Below are 19,197 nucleotides of genomic sequence, written 5' to 3'. Positions count from 1 at the left end.
GCGCGCCATCATCCGCTCAGCGGTCGCGCGGGCGAACAGGTCGGAGTTGTACTCCAGGCGGCCCACGAAGCCGTCCGCCGCGTCCAGCATGGACAGGGCCAGGTCGAACTTCGCGGTGCGCGCCTCCGCCTCGTAGGCGCTCAGGGTGAGGCCCGGCACGGACAGCTTCGCCGCCAGCTCCTGGTGCAGCACGAACCACACCTGGAAGAGCGGAGAGCGGCTGGTGTCGCGCACCGGCTGCAGCTCCTCCACCAGCTTCTCGAAGGGCACTTCCTGGTGCGCGTGCGCGCCCAGCACCGACTCCCGCACCCGCGCGAGCACCTGGCGGAACGAGGGGTCCCCTTCCAGCCGCGTGCGCAGCACGAGCGTGTTGATGAAGAAGCCGATGAGGCCTTCGGTCTCCATGCGGCCACGGCCGGCCACGGGCGAACCCACCGTGACGTCGTCCTGGCCCGCGTGGCGCGCCAGCAGCACCTGCCACGCGGTGAGCAGCAGCATGTACGGCGTGACGCCTTCCTTCAGCGCCAGCGCGCGCAGCGCATCCGACAGCTCGCGCGGCAGCGTGAAGGGCAGCGTCTCACCGCGGTACGTCTGGACCGCCGGGCGCGGGAAGTCCGTGGGCAGCTCCAGCGCGGAGGGCGCGCCGGACAGCTGCTGCTTCCAGTAACCGACCTGCTTCTTCAGCACGTCGCCCTGGAGCCAGCCGCGCTGCCAGCCCGAGTAGTCCGCGTACTGCACCGGCAGCTCCGGAAGCGGCGACGGCTTGCCCTGGCGGAAGGACTCGTAGAGCGCGGCCACTTCGCGCACGAGCACGCCGCGCGACCAGCCGTCGGACACGATGTGGTGCACCGTGAGCAGCAGCATGTGGCGCACGTCGGAGATGCGCACCAGCGTGGCGCGCAGCAGCGGGCCCGTGGCCAGGTTGAACGGCCTGCCGGCGTCTTCATCCGCCAGACGCTGAGCCTTGGCTTCACGCTCGGCCTCCGGCAGGTGCGTGAGGTCCACGAGCGGCAGCGGCACGGGGGCCGCCGGGTGGACGACCTGCACCGGGTTGCCACCCTCCGCGCGGAAGGTGGTGCGCAGGACTTCGTGCCGGCGCACCAGCTCCGTGAAGGCCTGCTCCAGCGGAGCGACCTCCAGCGTGCCGTCCAGCATCACCGGCGCGGCGATGTTGTAGAACGCGCTGTCCGGCTCCAGCTGGTCCAGGAACCACAGGCGCTGCTGCGCGAACGACAGCGGCAGCGTCTGCTCGCGAGACAGCGGCACGATGGCCGGCGCCTCCAGGCCGAAGCCCTGGCGGACGGCCTCGTCCACGCGGGCCGACAGCGTCTCCACCGTCGTCGCCTCGAAGAGCGCGCGCAGGGGCAGCTCCACGCGGAACGCACTCCGGATGCGGGAGATCATCTGCGTCGCCAGCAGCGAGTGGCCGCCGAGCGCGAAGAAGTCGTCCTTCACACCCACGCGCTCCACGCCGAGCAGCTTGGACCACAGGCCCGCGATCAGCTCCTCGGTGGGAGTGCGCGGGGCCACGTGGGCGCGGCCGGCTTCGGTCTCCTTCTCCGGCGCGGGCAGCGCGCGGCGGTCCACCTTGCCGTTGGGCGTGAGGGGCAGCGCGTCCAGCATGACGAACGCGGACGGGACCATGTAGTCCGGCAGCCGCGACTTCAGGCCCTGGCGCAGCGCCCCGGCCTCCAGCGTGTGGCCGGGCACCGCGACGACGTAGGCCACCAGGCGCTTGTCGCCCGGCACGTCCTCGCGCGCCAGCACGACGACCTCCGCCACGCCGGGCAGGCCGCTCATCGCGGCTTCAATCTCCGGCAGCTCGATGCGGAAGCCGCGCACCTTCACCTGGAAGTCGACGCGGCCCAGGAACTCCAGCGCGCCGTCCGGCAGGTACCGGACGCGGTCGCCCGTGCGGTACACGCGCGCGCCCGGCTCCGCGTGGAACGGATCCGCGAGGAAGCGCTCCATCGTCAGGTCCGGCCGGCCCAGGTAGCCACGGGCCACGCCCGCGCCGCCGATGAAGAGCTCACCGGGCACGCCCACGGGGACGGGCTGCAGCGCCGCGTCCAGCACGTACATGCGCGCGTTGGGCAGCGGACGGCCCAGCGGCACGGAGGCCGTGGCCGACAGCTGCGTGCCGCGCTCCACCTTCCACGTCAGCACACCGACCGTCGTCTCCGTGGGGCCGTAGTGGTTGAAGACCTCCAGGCCGGGCACCAGCGCGTGCACGCGCGCCACGAGCGCCGGATCGGACGCTTCGCCACCCAGCACCAGCCGCTTGCGAGGCAGGACGCGCTCGGGCGACGGCGACGACAGGAGCGCCGTCAGGTGCGAGGGGACGATCTTCAGGCAGTCCACCGCGTGGCGCTGGAAGTAGTCGCCCAGCGCGGCCGGGTCGGACGCGCGGTCGCGGGAGATGAGGTGCAGCGTGCCGCCGCCGCTCAGCGTCGGGAAGACGGCGGTGTGGCCCAGGTCCGCGGCCAGCGTGGACACGGACGCGAAGCTCGCCGCGGGCGGCAGCTCCAGCCGGAGCGTCACGCCCTCCACGTAGTGGTTGAGCTGACGGTGCTCGATGGCCACGCCCTTGGGCCGGCCCGTGGAGCCGGACGTGAAGATGACGTAGGCCAGCGAGCTCGCGTCGCCTGGCCGCGCCGGGTTGTCCTCACGCTCGCGAGCAAGCATCGCGGCGTCGGAGTCCAGGCACACGTGTCCCTGGACCGCGTCCGCCACGTTCGCGGCGAGCGAGGCCTGGGTCACGACGAGCGAAGCCGACGCGTCCTCCAGCACCGTGCGCAGGCGCTCCGGCGGATGCGACGGATCAAGCGGCACGTACGCGCCGCCGGCCTTGAGGATGCCCAGCATGCCGACGATGGCGTCCGGGGTGCGCTCGGTGAGCAGGCCCACGCGAGCATCCGGGCCCACGCCGCGCGCGCGCAGCCAGTGCGCCAGCTGGTTGGCCCGGCGGTTCAGCTCGCCGTAGGTGAGCTGGCCGTCGTCGCAGACCACCGCCACTGCGTCCGGCGTGCGGGCCGCGTGGAGGGCGAAGCGCTCATGCACGCAGGTGTCGCTCGCGGGCGTTGCGTTCGTGGCGTTCCACTCCACCAGCAGCTTCTGGCGCTCCACGTCCGGCAGCAGCCGCGCGTGCTCGTGGCGTGCGTGCGGGTTGGCGGCCATCGCTTCGAGGGCGCGGAAGTAGTAGCCCGCCAGCGCCTCCGTCTGGTCCGCGTCACGCTGCGTGCCGTTGGTGCGCAGCACGAGCATCAGCGCGCCGGTGTCCGGGCGCTGGAGGAACAGCGTGCTGAGGGGAAGCTCCATCCACGCGGTGGACGGGGTCTCTTCCAGCAGGCGCACGCCTTCGAGCTGCGACAGGCCTCCGGCCACGTGGAAGTGGACGAAGTTGAAGATGGTCTCGAACAGCCGCTGGCCACCCAGCTGCTGCTGCAACCGGCCCATGGGGTAGCGGCGGTGCGGCCAGATGTCGCCGTCCGCCTTGGACACCTGGCGCACCAGGTCCAGCCACGAGCCGTCCTCCAGCGTCACCGGGAACGGGATGCTGTTGAGGAACAGGCCCACCATGCGCTCACTGTCGGCCGTCTCCGGACGGCCGTTGGAGACCACGCCCGTCACCACCGAGCGCTGTCCCTCCATGAGCGCGCGCACGCGCAGGTGCGCCGCCAGCAGCACGGTCTTCAGCGGCACGTTGGCCGCCTGCGCCACGCGCTGCAGGCCTTCCTGGAGCGCGGCGGGCACGTCCACCTGCCGCATGCTCAGCACCGGCTCCTGGCCCGCGGGCAGCGGCGCGCGGGGGGCCGGACGGTCCACTTCCGCGAGGCGCGACTTCCAGAACCGCTCGCCCTCACCGGAGGTGAGCGACTGGTGCTCCAGCGCGACGAACTGGCGGTAGGTGACGGCCAGCGGCGCCGCCTCCGGGGCCGGCGTGCCGCGCAGCAGGTTCACGTAGCCGCGGAACAGCTCCGACAGCAGCGTCGCGAGGCTCCAACCATCCAGGATGGCGTGGTGGAAGATGAGCGAGAACTGGAGCGTCTTCTCCGTGCGCCGGTAGATCGCGAAGCGCAGCAGCGGCGCGCGGCTCCAGTCGAACGGACGGCAGCGGTCCGCTTCCACGAGCCTGCGCAGCAGCGCGTCCTGCTCGGCGGCGGGCACGTGGCGCACGTCGTGGAGCTCCAGCGGCACCTGGGCCTCGCGGTGCACGAACTGCAACGGCTGCTCGTAACCGGTGAGGTCGAACGACGTGCGCAGGATGGCGTGGCGGCGGGCCAGCTCGGCCAGCAGCTGGCGCATCTTCGCCTCATCCAGCGCCATCTCCAGGTGGTAGCTGGTGGCGTCGTGGTACATGCCGGACGCTTGGTCCAGCTCGCTCTGGAAGAGCATGCCGGCCTGGAGCACGGCCACCGGGTACGCGTCCTCCACGTCGGAGGGCAGGCGCGCGCGGTCCGCGTCGGACAGCAGGCTGAACGGCTCCGAGCCCGGGACGGCCTGCGCCGCCGCCTTCGACGGCGCCGCGTGCACCAGGTTCCCCAGCGCGCGGATGGTGGGCTGGCGCAGCAGCTCCACCATGGGCAGATCCAGCCCGCGCTCACGCAGCTTCGCGATGAGCTGGATGCTGCGGATGGAGTCACCGCCCAGGTCGTAGAAGCTGTCGTCGATACCGACGCGCTCCACGCCCAGCACCTCAGCCCAGACCTCGCACAGCGCGGTCTCCTCCATGGTGCGAGGAGCGGCGTACTCCGTGGACATCTGCGGACGCTCGCTGCCGGGCACGGGCAGCGCGCGGCGGTCCACCTTGCCGTTGGGCGTGAGGGGCAGCGCGTCCAGCGCCATGAGTGCCGTGGGCACCATGTACGCGGGAAGCTTGTCGTGGAGGAACGAACGCATCGTGTCCACGCCCAGCGGCTCCGCGCCCTCCTCCGTGACGACGTAGGCCACCAGGGCCTTCTCGCCCGCGACCTCCTGCACGGCGACGGTGACGTCGAGCACGGACGGGTGTCCGCGCAGCGCCGTTTCAATCTCTCCCGGCTCGATGCGGAAGCCGCGCACCTTCACCTGCTGGTCGATGCGGCCCAGGAACTCCAGCGAGCCATCCGCGCGGAAGCGGACCTGGTCGCCGGTGCGGTACAGGCGCGCGCCCGGCACGGTGCTGAAGGGATCCGGGATGAACTTCTCCGCCGTCAACTCCGGCTGGTTCAGGTAGCCGTGCGCCAGGCCGTCGCCGCCCGCGAACAGCTCGCCGGGGGCGCCCAGGGGCACAGGCTCCAGGGACGCGTTGAGGACGTGCACGCGCGTGCCGTTGATGGGCCGGCCGATGGGCACGGAGATGCCCAGCGCGCTTGCGTTCTCCACCGGGTAGCACGCGGTGAACGTCGTGTTCTCCGTGGGGCCGTAGCCGTTGATGACGCGGCAGCCCGGCAGCTGCTCCATCACGCGCAGCACGTGCGCGGGGGACAGCACGTCACCACCCGCCAGCAGCTGGCGCACGGGACGCAGGCCGTCCAGGTTGCCGTCCACCATCTGGTGGAAGAGGCCGGCGGTGAGCCACAGCGTGCTCACGCCCTCGCGTGCGATGACCTGGCCCAGTTCGTCCAGGGTGGGCGCGCGCGGCGGGAACACGGCGAGCTTCGCGCCGTTGAGCATCGCGCCCCACAGCTCGAAGGTGGACGCGTCGAACGCGAGCGGCGCCAGCTGGAGGAAGACCTCCTTGGACGACAGGCTCACCCACTCCGGTCCGCACACCAGGCGCACGACGGCGCGATGGGGCACGGACACGCCCTTGGGCCGGCCCGTGGAGCCGGAGGTGTAGAGGACGTACAGCTCGTCCTCGCCGCTCGGCGCGGTGTCGAGGTTGGTGTCCGGACGCTTCGCGAGCGCGGCCGCGTCGTCATCCAGGCAGATCACCTGGAGCCACTGCGCGGGCAGCTCGTCCGCGATGGCGGAGACGCTGACCAGCGCGGACAGGCCCGCGTCCTCGATGAGCATCGAAATGCGCTCGGTGGGGAAGCTTGGGTCGAGCGGCACGTACGCGCCGCCCGCCTTGGCGATGCCCAGCACCGCGACGACGAGATCCAGCGAACGCTCCAGGGACACGCCCACGCGCTTGCCGGGCCTGACGCCCAGGGCACGCAGGTGGTGCGCGAGCTGGTTGGCGCGCGCGTTGAGCTGCGCGGCGGTCAGCGTCTCACCCTCGAAGCTCACGGCGACCGCGTCCGGGGCGCGGGCGGCCTGCGCCTCGAAGACGCGCGACACGGGCTGACCGTGCGGGTACGTCCTCGGGCGGTCGTTCCACGCGGCCAGCGTGCCGCGCTCATCCGGCGTGAGCAGCGGCAGCATGCCGATGCGGCGCTCCGGGTCGTCCACGACGGCGCGCAGCAACGACTCGAAGTGGGCGAACAGGCGCTCCACCGACGCGCGGTCGAGCACGTCCGTGTTGTGCTCCACCGTGACGGTGAGCCCGCCCTGCCACGGGAAGACGACGACGAGCAGGTCCCACTTGGCGGTGCCGTTCGTCTCCGCGTCCAGGAGGCTCAGCTCCAGGCCCGGGAGCTGGAGCGGCGGCAGCGGCGCGTTCTCCAGCACGAACTTCACGTTGAAGAGCTGACCACCCGGCTCACGCGGCGGCTTGAGCGCCTGCACCAGCGTGCCGAAGGGCAGGTCCTGGTGCTCGTAGGCGTCCAGGGTCCCCTTGCGCACGCGCTCCAGCAGCGCGCGGAAGGACAGGTCGCCCGACACCTGCGTGCGCAGGACGAGCTGGTTGGTGAAGAAGCCGACCAGCGACTCCAGCTCCTCACGGGCGCGGTTCGCGATGTCCGTGCCCACGACGATGTCGTCCTGACCCGTGCGGCGGTGCAGGAGCGCGTCGAACGCGGCGAGCAGCACCATGAACAGCGTGGCGCCCTCCCCTCGTCCCAGCGCCTCGATGCGGGACGTGAGCTCCGGAGACAGGTGGAAGCGGCGGCTGTCACCGTGGAAGCGGTCGCCCGCGGGGCGCGGCGCGTCCGTGCGCAGCGCGATGCGGGGCGCTCCGGCCAGCTGCTTCTTCCACCAGGAGATCTGCTGCTCCAGCACGTCGCCGCTCAGCCAGTTGCGATGCCAGAGCGTGTAGTCCGCGTACTGCACGGGCAACGCGGGCAGCGGCGAGGCCTCTCCGCGCGAGAACGCGGTGTAGAGCGCCTGGAGTTCGTGCATGAACACGCCCACGGCCCAGCCATCCACCACGATGTGGTGCATGGCGAGGCACAGCACGTGCTCACGCGCGCTCAGCTTCAGGAGCTGGGCGCGCAGGAGCGGGCCCTGCACCAGATCGAACGGCCGGGCGGCCTCCGCGTTCAGGTGCTTGCGGGCCTCGGCCTCCGCCTGGTCGGCGGGCAGCGAGGACAGGTCCACCACCGGCAGCACGAACGGCTTCGCCGGCAGGACGACCTGCACGGGAGCACCGGACGCGTCCTGCTGGAAGACGGTGCGCAGCGCCTCGTGGCGCCGGACGATCTCCTCCAGGCCGCGGCGGAGCACTTCGACGTCCAGGTCGCCGCTCAGGCGGGCCGCGCTGGGCACGTTGTAGATGGGCGTGCCCGGCGTGAGCTGCTCGAAGAGCCAGAGGCGCTCCTGGTCGAACGACAGCGGCAGCGAGCCCTCGCGCGACGCGGGCTTGAGCGGCGGCGTCTTGAACTTCCGCTCGGCGCCGGTGGCCTCGTCCACGCGGGCGGCCAGGGCGGCCACCGTGGGGGACTCGAAGAGCGCGCGCAGGGGCAGCTCCACCTGGAACTCGCCGCGCAGGCGCGACACCAGCTGCGTGGCCATCAGCGAGTGGCCACCCAGTTCGAAGAATGAATCCTCCGCGCCCACGCGCTCCACGGTGAGCACGCGCGCGAAGAGGGCCGCCACGCGGGCCTCCGTCGTCGTGCGCGGAGCCACGTAGGCGTCCGGACGCGTGAGCGCGCCCGTGGGGGCCGGCAGGGCCTTGCGGTCCACCTTGCCGGCGGGCGTCATCGGCAGCGCGTCCAGCACGACGAAGGCCGACGGCACCATGTACTCCGGCACGCCGTCCTTCAGGTGCTTGCGCAGCGAGGCCGCGTCCACCGTCCGGCCCGGCTGCGACACGACGTAGCCGACCAGCCGCTTGTCGCCCGGGACATCCTCGCGCACCACGACCACCGCCTCACGCACGTCCGCGTGGCGCAGCAGCACGGCCTCGATTTCACCCAGCTCGATGCGGAAGCCGCGCACCTTCACCTGGTGGTCGATGCGGCCCAGGTATTCGATCTCGCCATCCGCCAGCCAGCGCACGCGGTCGCCGGTGCGGTACAGCCGCGCGCCGGGCTCGTCGCTGAACGGGTTGGGGACGAACTTCTCCGCCGTCATGTCCGGCCGGCCCTGGTAGCCGCGCGCGAGGCCTTCACCGGCGACGTACAGCTCACCGGCCACGCCCACGGGCACCGGGTGGTGCAGGGCATCCAGCACGTACACGCGCACGTTCGCCAGCGGCTTGCCGATGGTCAGGCGATCCGCGCGGACTCCGCCGTGCGTGAGGGTCGCGCAGACCGTGGTCTCGGTGGGGCCGTACGCGTTGATCAGCGTCCTCCCCAGCCCCCACTTGCGCGCCATCTCCACGCTCAGCGCCTCACCGGCGGAGACGATGGTGGACAGGCCCTCCAGCCCGTCCGTGCTCAATTGCGCGAGCACCGACGGCGTCAGCGTCACGGTGCTGATGCGCTGCGACTGGAGCAGCGTGCGCAGCGGCTCATCCGGCAGCAGCCGGTCGCGCGCCGCGAGCACCAGCGTGGCCCCCGACACGAGCGTGCTGAACACCTCCCACACGCTGGCGTCGAAGCTGGACGCCGCGTACTGCAACACGCGGCGGCCCGTGCCCAGGCCCTTCGCCGCGGCGGCCTGCCGGGCGGTGTTGTTGAGGCCCCGGTGCGGCAGCAGCGTGCCCTTGGGGCGGCCCGTGGAGCCGGACGTGTAGATGACGTACGCCAGGGTGTCGGCGTTGGCGCGGGAGGCCGGAGCGGACTCCGGCAGCGACCGGAGGTGCGCCGCCTCCACGTCCATGCGCACGACGCGCAGGCCGTCGGTGGGCAACTGCTGGCTCAGCGAGTCCTGCGTCACCAGCACGGGCGCGCCGCTGTCCTCCAGCATGAAGGACAGGCGCTCACGCGGGTAGGACGGATCCAGCGGCACGAAGGCGCCACCGGCCTTCTGGATGCCGAGCATCGCCACGGCCAGGTCCAGCGAACGCTCCACGCAGAGCGCCACGCGCACCTCGGGCCCGACGCCCAGCGTGCGCAGGTGGTGCGCCAGCTGGTTCGCCCGCGCGTCCAGCTGCGCGTACGTGAGCGAGGCGTCCTCGAACACCAGCGCCTGCGAGTCCGGCGCGCGACGCACCTGGGCCTCGAAGAGCACCGGGAACGTCACGTCGCCCGTGACCTCGCCATGCGTGTCGTTCCACGCCACCAGCACCTGGTGACGCTCCTGCGGCCCCATCAGCGCCAGCTCGGACAGCTTCGCCGAGGGACGCATCGCCACGGACTCCAGCAGCACGCGCAGGTGCTCCGTCATCCGCCGCGCCGTCGAGGCGGCGAAGAGGTCCGTGTTGTACTCCAGCGTTCCTTCCAGCCCGCCCGCCGTCTCCGTCAGCGACAGCGTGAGGTCGAACTTCGCCGACTTCGACTCCACGTCGTACGGCGACAGCTCCACGCCCGACAGCTTCAGGTGCGGCAGCACGTCCTGCTGCAGCGCGAACATCACCTGGAACAGCGGCGCATGGCTCAGGCTGCGCTGCGGCTGCAGCTCCTCCACCAGCTTCTCGAACGGCACGTCCTGGTGCGCGTACGCGCCCAGCGTCGTCTCACGCACCTGCTTGAGGATCTGCTGGAAGCTCGGGTTACCGGCCAGCTTCGTGCGCAGCACCAGCGTGTTGACGAAGAAGCCGATGAGGCCTTCCGTCTCCGCCTGCGTCCGGCCCGCGATGGGCGAACCCACGCTCACGTCGTCCTGGCCGCTGTAACGGGACAGCAGCACCTGGAACGCGGCCAGGAGCAACTGGTACGGCGTGACGCCTTCCTGCTTCGCCAGCGCGTTGAGCGTGCGGCTCAGGTCCGCGCCCAGCTTCACCGGCACCGTGGCGCCCCGGTACGTCTGCACCGCGGGACGCGCGAAGTCCGTCGGCAGCTCCAGGACGGCAGGCGCTCCGGCCAGCTGCTGCTTCCAGTAGCCGACCTGCTTCTCCAGCACCCCGCCCAGCAGCCACTCCCGCTGCCACTGCGCGAAGTCCGCGTACTGCACCGCCAGCTCCGGCAGCGGGGACTTCTGGTCGAGGACCTGGGCCTCGTAGAGCGCGGCAACCTCGCGCACGAGGACACCCAGCGACCAACCGTCGGAGACGATGTGGTGCATCGTTACCAGCAGCACGTGCTTCGCCTCGCCCAGCTTCAGCAGCTTCGCGCGGAAGAGCGGGCCCGTGCCCAGATCGAACGGGCGCGCGGCTTCTTCCTCCGCCTGCCGCCGCGCTTCCGAGTCCTGTGCACCGGAGAGGTCCACCACCGGCAGCTCGAAGGCCTTCGCCGGGTGGATGACCTGCACGGCCTGACCGTTCTCCTCGCGGAAGGTCGTGCGCAGCGACTCATGCCGGCGGACGATCTCTTCCAGGGCCCGCCGCATGGCTTCCACATGCAGCGTGCCCTCCAGCTTCACGCCGCCCGCCACGTTGTAGAAGGCGCTGCCCTGCTCCAGCTGGTCCAGGAACCACAGACGCTGCTGCGCGAACGACAGCGGCTCCGTGACGCTCCGGGGCCGAGCCACGATCGCCGGGGCGTTGGACGTGGCACGGGCCGTGTCCACGAACGCCGCGAGCGAAGCCACTGTGCTCAGTTCGAAGAGCGAACGCAGCGGCACTTCGGCGCCAAAGGTCGCGCGCAGCCGGGAGACCAGCTGCATCGCCAGCAGCGAGTGTCCACCCAGCTCGAAGAACGAATCCTCCGCGCCCACGCGCTCCACGCGCAGCAGCTGCGCGAAGAGCGTGGCCACCTGCTCCTCCGTCGCCGTGCGCGGCGCCACGTACTGGCCCTGCGACGACTGGGCCTCCGGCACCGGCAGCGCCTTGCGGTCCACCTTGCCATTCGGATTGAGCGGCAGCGCGTTCAGCACCACGAACGCCGACGGCACCATGAACTCCGGCAGCCGCGCCTTCAGGCCCTTGCGCAGCTCCGCCACGTCCAGCGACGCGCCCGCGACGTACGCCACCAGGCGCTTGTCGCCGGGCACGTCCTCGCGCACCACCACCACGGACTCGCGCACACCGGGCTGCTTGGACAGCACCGACTCCACTTCGCCCAGCTCGATGCGGAAGCCACGCACCTTCACCTGGAAGTCGATGCGCCCCAGGTACTCCAGCTCGCCGTTCGGCAACCACCGGACGCGGTCGCCCGTGCGGTACATCCGCGCGCCGGGCTCGTCGCTGAAGGGATTGGGGAGGTACTTCTCCGCCGTCAGCGACGGCTTGGCCAGGTAGCCTCGCGAGAGGCCCGCGCCCGCGATGTACAGCTCGCCCGGCACGCCCTGCGGCACCGGACGCAGCCACGCGTCCAGCACGTACCCTCGCGAGCCCGTCAGCAGACGGCCCACCGTCGGCTCCCGCGTCGCGCCCTTCTCCACGCGCAGGTACGTCGAATACGTCGTGTCTTCCGTCGGGCCGTAGAAGTTGTAGACGGCCTCCACGTTCTTCAGTCCGTACGCCGCCTGCGCCAGCCGGTTCAGCAGCGGCTCGCCCGCGAGGTTCACCGTCCGCACGGTCTCCGGCACGCCCCCGCTGCGCAGCAGCTCCGCCATCGCGGAGGGCACCGTGTTCACCAGCGTCACGCGGCCCGCGTCCTTCATCGTCGGCAACGCCAGCGCGTTCTCCGCGACGATGACCGAGCCACCGACGCTCAGCGGCGCGAAGACTTCGAACACCGAGATGTCGAAGTTCAGCGACGTCGAGGCCAACATGCCCGACAGCTGCTGCGGCGTGAAGAACGTCGTCGCCCAGCGCAGGAAGGCCACCACGCTGCGCTGCTCGATGGCCACGCCCTTCGGACGGCCCGTGGAGCCCGACGTGTAGAGCACGTACGCCAGGTTCCCCAGGCTCGTGCGCGCATCGACGGGCGACACAGGATTCTTGGAGATGGTCTCCCAATCCGTATCCAGGCACACGTTGCGCGCCGAGTGCGCAGGCAGCGTGCCCAGCAGCTTCTGCTGCGTCAGCACCACGGGCGCCTGCGCGTCCTCCAGCATCCAGCCCAGGCGATCCCGCGGGTACGCCGGATCCAGCGGCACGTACGCGCCACCGGCCTTCAGCACGCCCAGCAGCGCCACGACCATGCGCGCCGAACGCTGCAGGCTCACGCCCACCAGCGTGTCCGGCCCGATGCCCAGGCCACGCAGGTGGTGCGCCAGCTGGTTCGCCTGCGCCTCCAGCTGCGCGTACGTCAGCACCTGCCCGTCGAAGTAGACGGCCGGCGCGTCCGGCGTACGAGCCGCCTGCGCCTCGAAGAGCGCCTGCATCGTCCCGCTCACCGGAGCCGGCAGGTCCGTCCCCGAGATGTCCTTGAGCAGCGACTGCTTCTCCTGCGCGCTCATCAGCGCCAGGTCGAACACCTTCGCCATGGGCCGCACCGCCACGGACTCCAGCAGCACCCGCAGGTGCTCCGTCATCCGCTGCGCGGTCAGCGCCGTGAACAGGTCGGTGTTGTACTCCAGCGTTCCTTCCAGCCCGTTCGCCGTCTCCGTCAGGAAGAGCGTGAGGTCGAACTTCGCCGACTTCGACTCCACGTCGTACGGCGACAGCTCCATGCCCGACAGCTTCAGGTGCGGCAGCACGTCCTGCTGCAGCGCGAACATCACCTGGAACAGCGGCGAGTGGCTGAGGCTGCGCTGCGGCTGCAGCTCCTCCACCAGCTTCTCGAACGGCACGTCCTGGTGCGCGTACGCGCCGAGCGTCGTCTCACGCACCTGCTTGAGCACCTGCTGGAAGGTCGGGTTGCCCGAGAGCTTCGTGCGCAGCACCAGCGTGTTGACGAAGAAGCCGATGAGGCCTTCCGTCTCCGCCTGCGTCCGGCCCGCGATGGGCGAACCGACCGAGATGTCGTCCTGGCCCGAGTAGCGAGCCAGCAGCACCTGGATCGCGGCCAGGAGCAGCTGGTACGGCGTGACGCCTTCCTGCTTCGCCAGCGCGTTGAGGGTGCGGCTCAGGTCCGCGCCCAGCTTCACCGGCACCGTGGCGCCGCGATACGTCTGCACCGCCGGGCGCGCGAAGTCCGTCTGAAGCTCCAGCAACGCCGGAGCCCCGGAGAGCTGCTGCTTCCAGTAGCCGACCTGCTTCTCCAGCGCTCCGCCCAGCAGCCATTCCCGCTGCCACTGCGCGAAGTCCGCGTACTGCACCGGCAGCTCCGGCAACGGCATGGCGCGGCCCTGCGTGTGCGCCTCGTAGAGCGCGGCCATCTCACGCACGAGGACACCCAGCGACCAACCGTCGGAGACGATGTGGTGCATCGTCACCAGCAGCACGTGCTTCGCCTCGCCCAGCTTGAGCAACTGCGCGCGGAAGAGCGGGCCCGTGCCCAGATCGAACGGGCGCAGGGCCTCCTCGTTGACGCGGCGCTGGGTCTCCGTCTCGCCCGCGGCCGTCAGGTCCACCACGGGCAGGGCCATCCGGCCCGCGGCCTGGATGATCTGCACCGCCTCGCCGTTCTCCTCACGGAACGTCGTGCGCAGGGACTCGTGCCGAGCGACGATCTCCTGGAGCGTCAGGCGCAGGGCCTCCACGTCCAGCGCGCCCTCCAGGCGCACCGCGCCCGGGATGTTGTAGAGCGCGCTGCCCTGCTCCAGCCGGTCCAGGAACCACAGGCGCTGCTGCGCGAACGACAGCGGCAGCGAGCCCTCACGAGCCACCCGCTTCAACGGAGGCAGGTTCGCGCCTTCCGCCTGCTGCTTCTTCCCGTCAACGAACGTCGAGAGCGAAGCCACCGTGCTCAGCTCGAAGAGCGAACGCAGCGGGACCTCGACACCGAAGGCGGCGCGCAGGCGGGAGACCAACTGCATCGCCAGCAGCGAGTGGCCGCCCAGCTCGAAGAACGAATCCTCCGCACCGACACGCTCCACGCGCAGCAGCTGCGCGAAGAGCGTGGCCACCTGCTCCTCCGTCGCCGTGCGCGGCGCCACGTACTGGCGCTGCGAAGACTGGCCTTCCGGCACCGGCAGCGCCTTGCGGTCCACCTTCCCGTTGGGCGTCAGCGGCAGCGCGCCCAGCACCACGAACGCCGACGGCACCATGTACTCCGGCAGCCGCGACTTCAGCCCCTTGCGCAGCTCCGCCGTGTCCAGCGACGCGCCAGCCACGTACGCCACCAGGCGCTTGTCGCCGGGCACGTCCTCGCGCACCACCACCACGGACTCGCGCACGCCGGGCTGGGACGCCAGCGCCGACTCCACCTCGCCCAGCTCGATGCGGAAGCCACGCACCTTCACCTGGAAGTCGATGCGGCCCAGGTATTCCAGCTCACCCGTCGCCAGCCACCGCACGCGGTCGCCCGTGCGGTACATCCGAGCACCCGGCTGCGCCGAGAACGGGTTCGGCACGAAGCGCTCCGCCGTCAGCGACGGCTTCGCCAGGTAGCCGCGAGCGAGGCCCGCGCCCGCCAGGTACAGCTCGCCCGGCACGCCCTGCGGCACCGGCCGCAGCCACGCGTCCAGCACGTACGCGCGCGAGCCCGTCAGCGGGCGGCCAATCGTCGGCTCCCGCGCGGCGCCCTTCTCCACGCGCGTGTACGTCGAATAGGTCGTGTCTTCCGTCGGGCCGTAGAGGTTGTAGACGCCCTCGACGTTCTTCAGCGCATAGAGGGGCTGCGCCAGCCGGTTCAGCAACGGCTCACCGGCGAGGTTCACCGTGCGCACCGAATCCGGCACGCCCTGGCTGCGCACCAACTCCGCCATCGCGGAGGGCACCGTGTTCACCAGCGTCACGCGGCCCGCGTCCTTCAGCGTCGGCAACGCGAGCGCGTTCTCCGCGACGATGACGGCACCACCGCTGACCAGCGGCGCGAAGACCTCGAACACGGACAGGTCGAAGTTCAGCGACGTCGCCGCCAGCACGCCCGCCAGCTGCTGCTTCGTGAACGCAGCCGTGGCCCAGTGCAGGAAGGCCACCACGCTGCGCTGTTCAATCGCCACGCCCTTCGGACGGCCCGTGGAGCCCGACGTGTACAGCACATACGCCAGGTTCCCCACGCCCGTGCCCGCCACGACAGGCGTGGCCGGCTGACGCGCGATGACGGACCCGTCCGTGTCCACGCACACGGTCTTCGCCGAGTGCTCCGGCAACACGCCCAGCAGCTTCTGCTGCGTCAGCAGCACCGGGGCCTGCGCGTCCTCCAGCATCCAACCCAGGCGCTCACGCGGGTACGCCGGATCCAGCGGCACGTAAGCGCCACCGGCCTTCAGCACGCCCAGCAGCGCCACGACCATGCGCGCGGAACGCTCCAGGCTCACGCCCACCAGCGTGTCCGGCCCGATGCCCAGGCCACGCAGGTGGTGCGCCAGCTGGTTCGCCTGCGCGTCCAGCTGCGCGTACGTCAGCACCTCCCCATCGAAGTGCACCGCGGGCGCGTCCGGCGTGCGCGAAGCCTGCGCCTCGAAGAGCGCCTGCATCGTCCCGCTCACCGGGGCCGGCAGGTCCGTCCCCGAGATGTCCTTGAGCAGCGACTGCTGCTCCTGCGCGCCCATCAGCGGGAGCTCGGACAGCTTCCCGCCCGGGTTCGCGATCAGCGACTCCAGCAGCACCCGCAGGTGCTCCGTCATCCGGCGCGCGGTCGCCGCCGCGAACAGGTCGGTGTTGTACTCCAGCGTCCCTTCCAGCCCGCCCGCCGTCTCCGTCAGGTAGAGCGTCAGGTCGAACTTCGCCGTCTTGGACTCCACGTCGTACGGCGACAGCTCCACGCCCGGCAGGCGGAAGTGCGGCAGCACGTCCTGCTGCAACACGAACATCACCTGGAACAGCGGCGAGTGGCTGAGGCTGCGCTGCGGCTGCACCTCCTCCACCAGCTTCTCGAAGGGCACGTCCTGGTGCGCGTACGCACCCAGCGTCGTCTCCTTCACCTGGGCCAGCAGCGCGCGGAAGCTCGGGTTGCCGTCCAGCTTCGTGCGCAGCACCAGCGTGTTGACGAAGAAGCCGATGAGGCCCTCCGTCTCCGCGCGCGTGCGGCCGGTGATGGGCGAACCCACGCTCACGTCGTCCTGACCGCTGTAGCGCGACAGCAGCACCTGGAACGCCGCCAGCAGCAGCATGTACGGCGTGGCGCCTTCCTGCTTCGCCAGCGCGCCCAGCGCCTTGCTCAGCTCCGCGCCCAGCTTCACGGGCACCGTCGCGCCCCGGTACGTCTGCGCCGCCGGACGCGCGAAGTCCGTCGGCAGCTCCAGCAGCGCGGGCGCTCCGGCCAGGCGCTGCTTCCAGTAGCCGACCTGTTTCTCCAACACGCCGCCCAGCAGCCACTCCCGCTGCCACTGCGCGAAGTCCGCGTACTGCACGCGCAGCTGCGGCAGCGGCGAGCCCCGGCCCGCGCGGAACGCGTCGTAGAGCGCGGCCACTTCGCGCACGAGCACGCCCATGGACCAGCCGTCGGAGACGATGTGGTGCATCGTCACCAGCAGCACGTGCTTCGCGTCACCCAGCTTGAGCAAACGCGCGCGCACCAGCGGACCCGTGCCCAGGTCGAACGGGCGCACGGCCTCTTCATCCACGCACCGCCGCGCCTCGGCCTCGCGCTGCGTCTCCGGGAAGCCCGTCAGGTCCACCACCGGCAGCTCGAAGGCCTTCGCCGGGTGGATGAGCTGCACCGCCTCGCCGTTCTCCTCGCGGAACGTCGTGCGCAGCGACTCGTGCCGGCGGACGACCTCCTCCAGGCTCTTCCGCAGCGACTCCGCATCCAGCGCGCCGTCCAGCCGCACCGCGCCCGGGATGCTGTAGAGCGCGCTGCCCTGCTCCAGCCGGTCCAGGAACCACAGGCGCTGCTGCGCGAACGACAGCGGCTGCGTCGCTCCACGCGGCCGGGGCGCGAGCACCGCCGCCTTCGGCTCCTGCTTCGCGGCCGTGATGCGCTTCGCCAGCTCCACCAGGCTCGGGCCCTGGAGCAGCAGCTCCATGGGCAGCGCGATCCCCAGCCCCTTCTCCACCGCGTGCGCCAGCTCCACCGCGCTCAGCGAATCCAGGCCGTAGCGCGTGATGGGCTCACGCACGTCCACCGTCTTCGCCGGGACCTTCAGCTGCTCCGCCACGCGCTCCACCAGCCACGTCAGCGCGGCCCGGGCGGCCTCCGGCACGTCCTCACGCACCGGCGCTGAGTCAGGCTCCGGGGACTCGTCCGCGGCTTCCGCCTCCTCGAACCCCGGCTCGCGCCACACCAGCACCGTGCGCAGCTCGTCCGCGATAAACTGCGCCTTGCTCGCGTGCCGCTGGATCTTCCCGCTGGAGGTCTTCGGGATGCTGCCGGGCTCGATCAGCGCCACGGCGTGCACCTGGACCTCGTGGCGCTCGGCGACGCGCTGGCGGATCTCCTTCACCGCGGCTTCCGCCATGTCCACCTGCTTGCGCAGGTTGCCCGCCTTGCGCAGGTCGACCTCCTGCACGATGACCAGGCGCTCCTCGCCCGCGACCTCCAGCGACACCGCCGCCACGCTGCCGGCGCGCAGCGCGGGGTGGCTCTCCTCCACCGTCTGCTCGATGTCCTGCGGGTAGTGGTTGCGGCCGCGGATGATGATCAGGTCCTTGGCCCGGCCGGTGACGTACAGCTCGCCGTCCCGCAGGAAGCCCAGGTCTCCCGTGCGCAGGAACGGGCCTTCGTCCGTGCCCTTCACGCGCGCCTGGAACACCTCCGCCGTCGCCTCCGGCTTGTTCCAGTAGCCCAGCGCCACGCTGGGGCCGCGCACCCAGATCTCACCCACGCCGCCCGGCGCGCACGCCTCGCGCGTCTGGGGATCCACGATGACCACGGGGTGCCCCGGCCGCTCCTCGCCGCAGCCCACCAGCAGGCGCGCCTCCGGCCTGGACGGGTCCACCGGCACCGCCCGGCGCTGCTCCAGGGCCGGCGCATCCAGCGCGTACCGCACCGGCGCGGCGTCCACGCGCCCGCCCGACACCAGCAGCGTCGCCTCCGCCAGGCCGTAGCACGGGAAGAAGAACTCACGCTTGAAGCCTTGCGGCCCGAAGGCCTGCTCGAAGCGATCCAGCGTCGCCGGGCGCACGGGCTCCGCGCCGGTGAACGCCACCTTCCACGAGCTCAGGTCAAACGACTGCCGCTCCTCCGCCGGGATGCGCCGCACGCACAGGTCGAACGCGAAGTTCGGCCCGCCGCTGATGGTGGCCTTGTAGCGGGTGATGGCCTCCAGCCACACGCGCGGGTTCTTCAGCATCGTCAGCGGCGACATCAGCGCCGCGTGGAACGTCGCGTACAGCGGCGTGAGGATGCCGCCGATGAGGCCCATGTCGTGGTACGGCGGCAGCCAGATGACGGCGGAGCTGCTGGGGCCCAGCTCGAACGCGTCCGTGATCAGCGCCAGGTTGTGCGCCAGGTTGCCGTGGCTCAGCATCACGCCCTTGGGCGAGCCCGTGGACCCGGACGTGTACTGGAGGAACGCCAGCGTGGACGCGTCCACCTCGGGAGGCGTCCACTCCGCCTCCCCACCCGCCGGAATCTCGTCCGTCCCCACCCAGTGCAGCGAGCGCAAGTCCGGCGCCTGCTCGAAGACGAACTCCGTCATGGACAGGATGCCGGACGTGGTGAGCACCACCGTCGCGTTCGCGTCCTGGATGATCGCGCGCAGGCGCGGCAGCGTGCGCTCCAGCCGCATCGGATCCGGCGGATACGCCGGCACCGCGACGAGCCCCGCGTAGAGGCACCCGAAGAAGCCCGCCACGTACTCCAGGCCCGGCGGGTACAGCAGCATCACGCGCTCGCCCGGCTTCGCCACCTTGCGCAGCGCCACCGCGATGCGCCGCGCCCGAGCATCCAATCCCGCGTAGCTCAGCGTTCCGTCTTCCTGCCCCGCGTCATCCAGGAAGGTGTACAGCGGCTGTTCGGACCGCGATTGGGCCCGGGTCCGCAAGATTTCGACGAGGGTGGAATTCGAGGGCGTCAGCTCAGGAGAACGCGACAA

1 protein-coding gene (cut by a window edge) is annotated in these 19,197 nt (G+C 71.3%); it reads right to left on the bottom strand.

The annotated features are described in order from the left end of the window. Nucleotides 1–19,197 carry the 5' portion of a non-ribosomal peptide synthetase gene (locus D7X96_RS07105; RefSeq protein ID WP_158626560.1) on the bottom strand. The gene continues 12,291 nt to the left of window position 1, outside the view, so only the first 19,197 of its 31,488 coding nucleotides appear in the window; it begins with the start codon at nt 19,195–19,197; its stop codon lies off the left edge, out of view.

The organism is Corallococcus interemptor (assembly GCF_003668875.1).
GTDB classification, from domain to species: Bacteria; Myxococcota; Myxococcia; order Myxococcales; family Myxococcaceae; genus Corallococcus; species Corallococcus interemptor.
The sequence above is the reverse complement of the archived record's forward strand: the minus strand, read 5'-3'. Positions and strand labels throughout refer to the sequence as shown.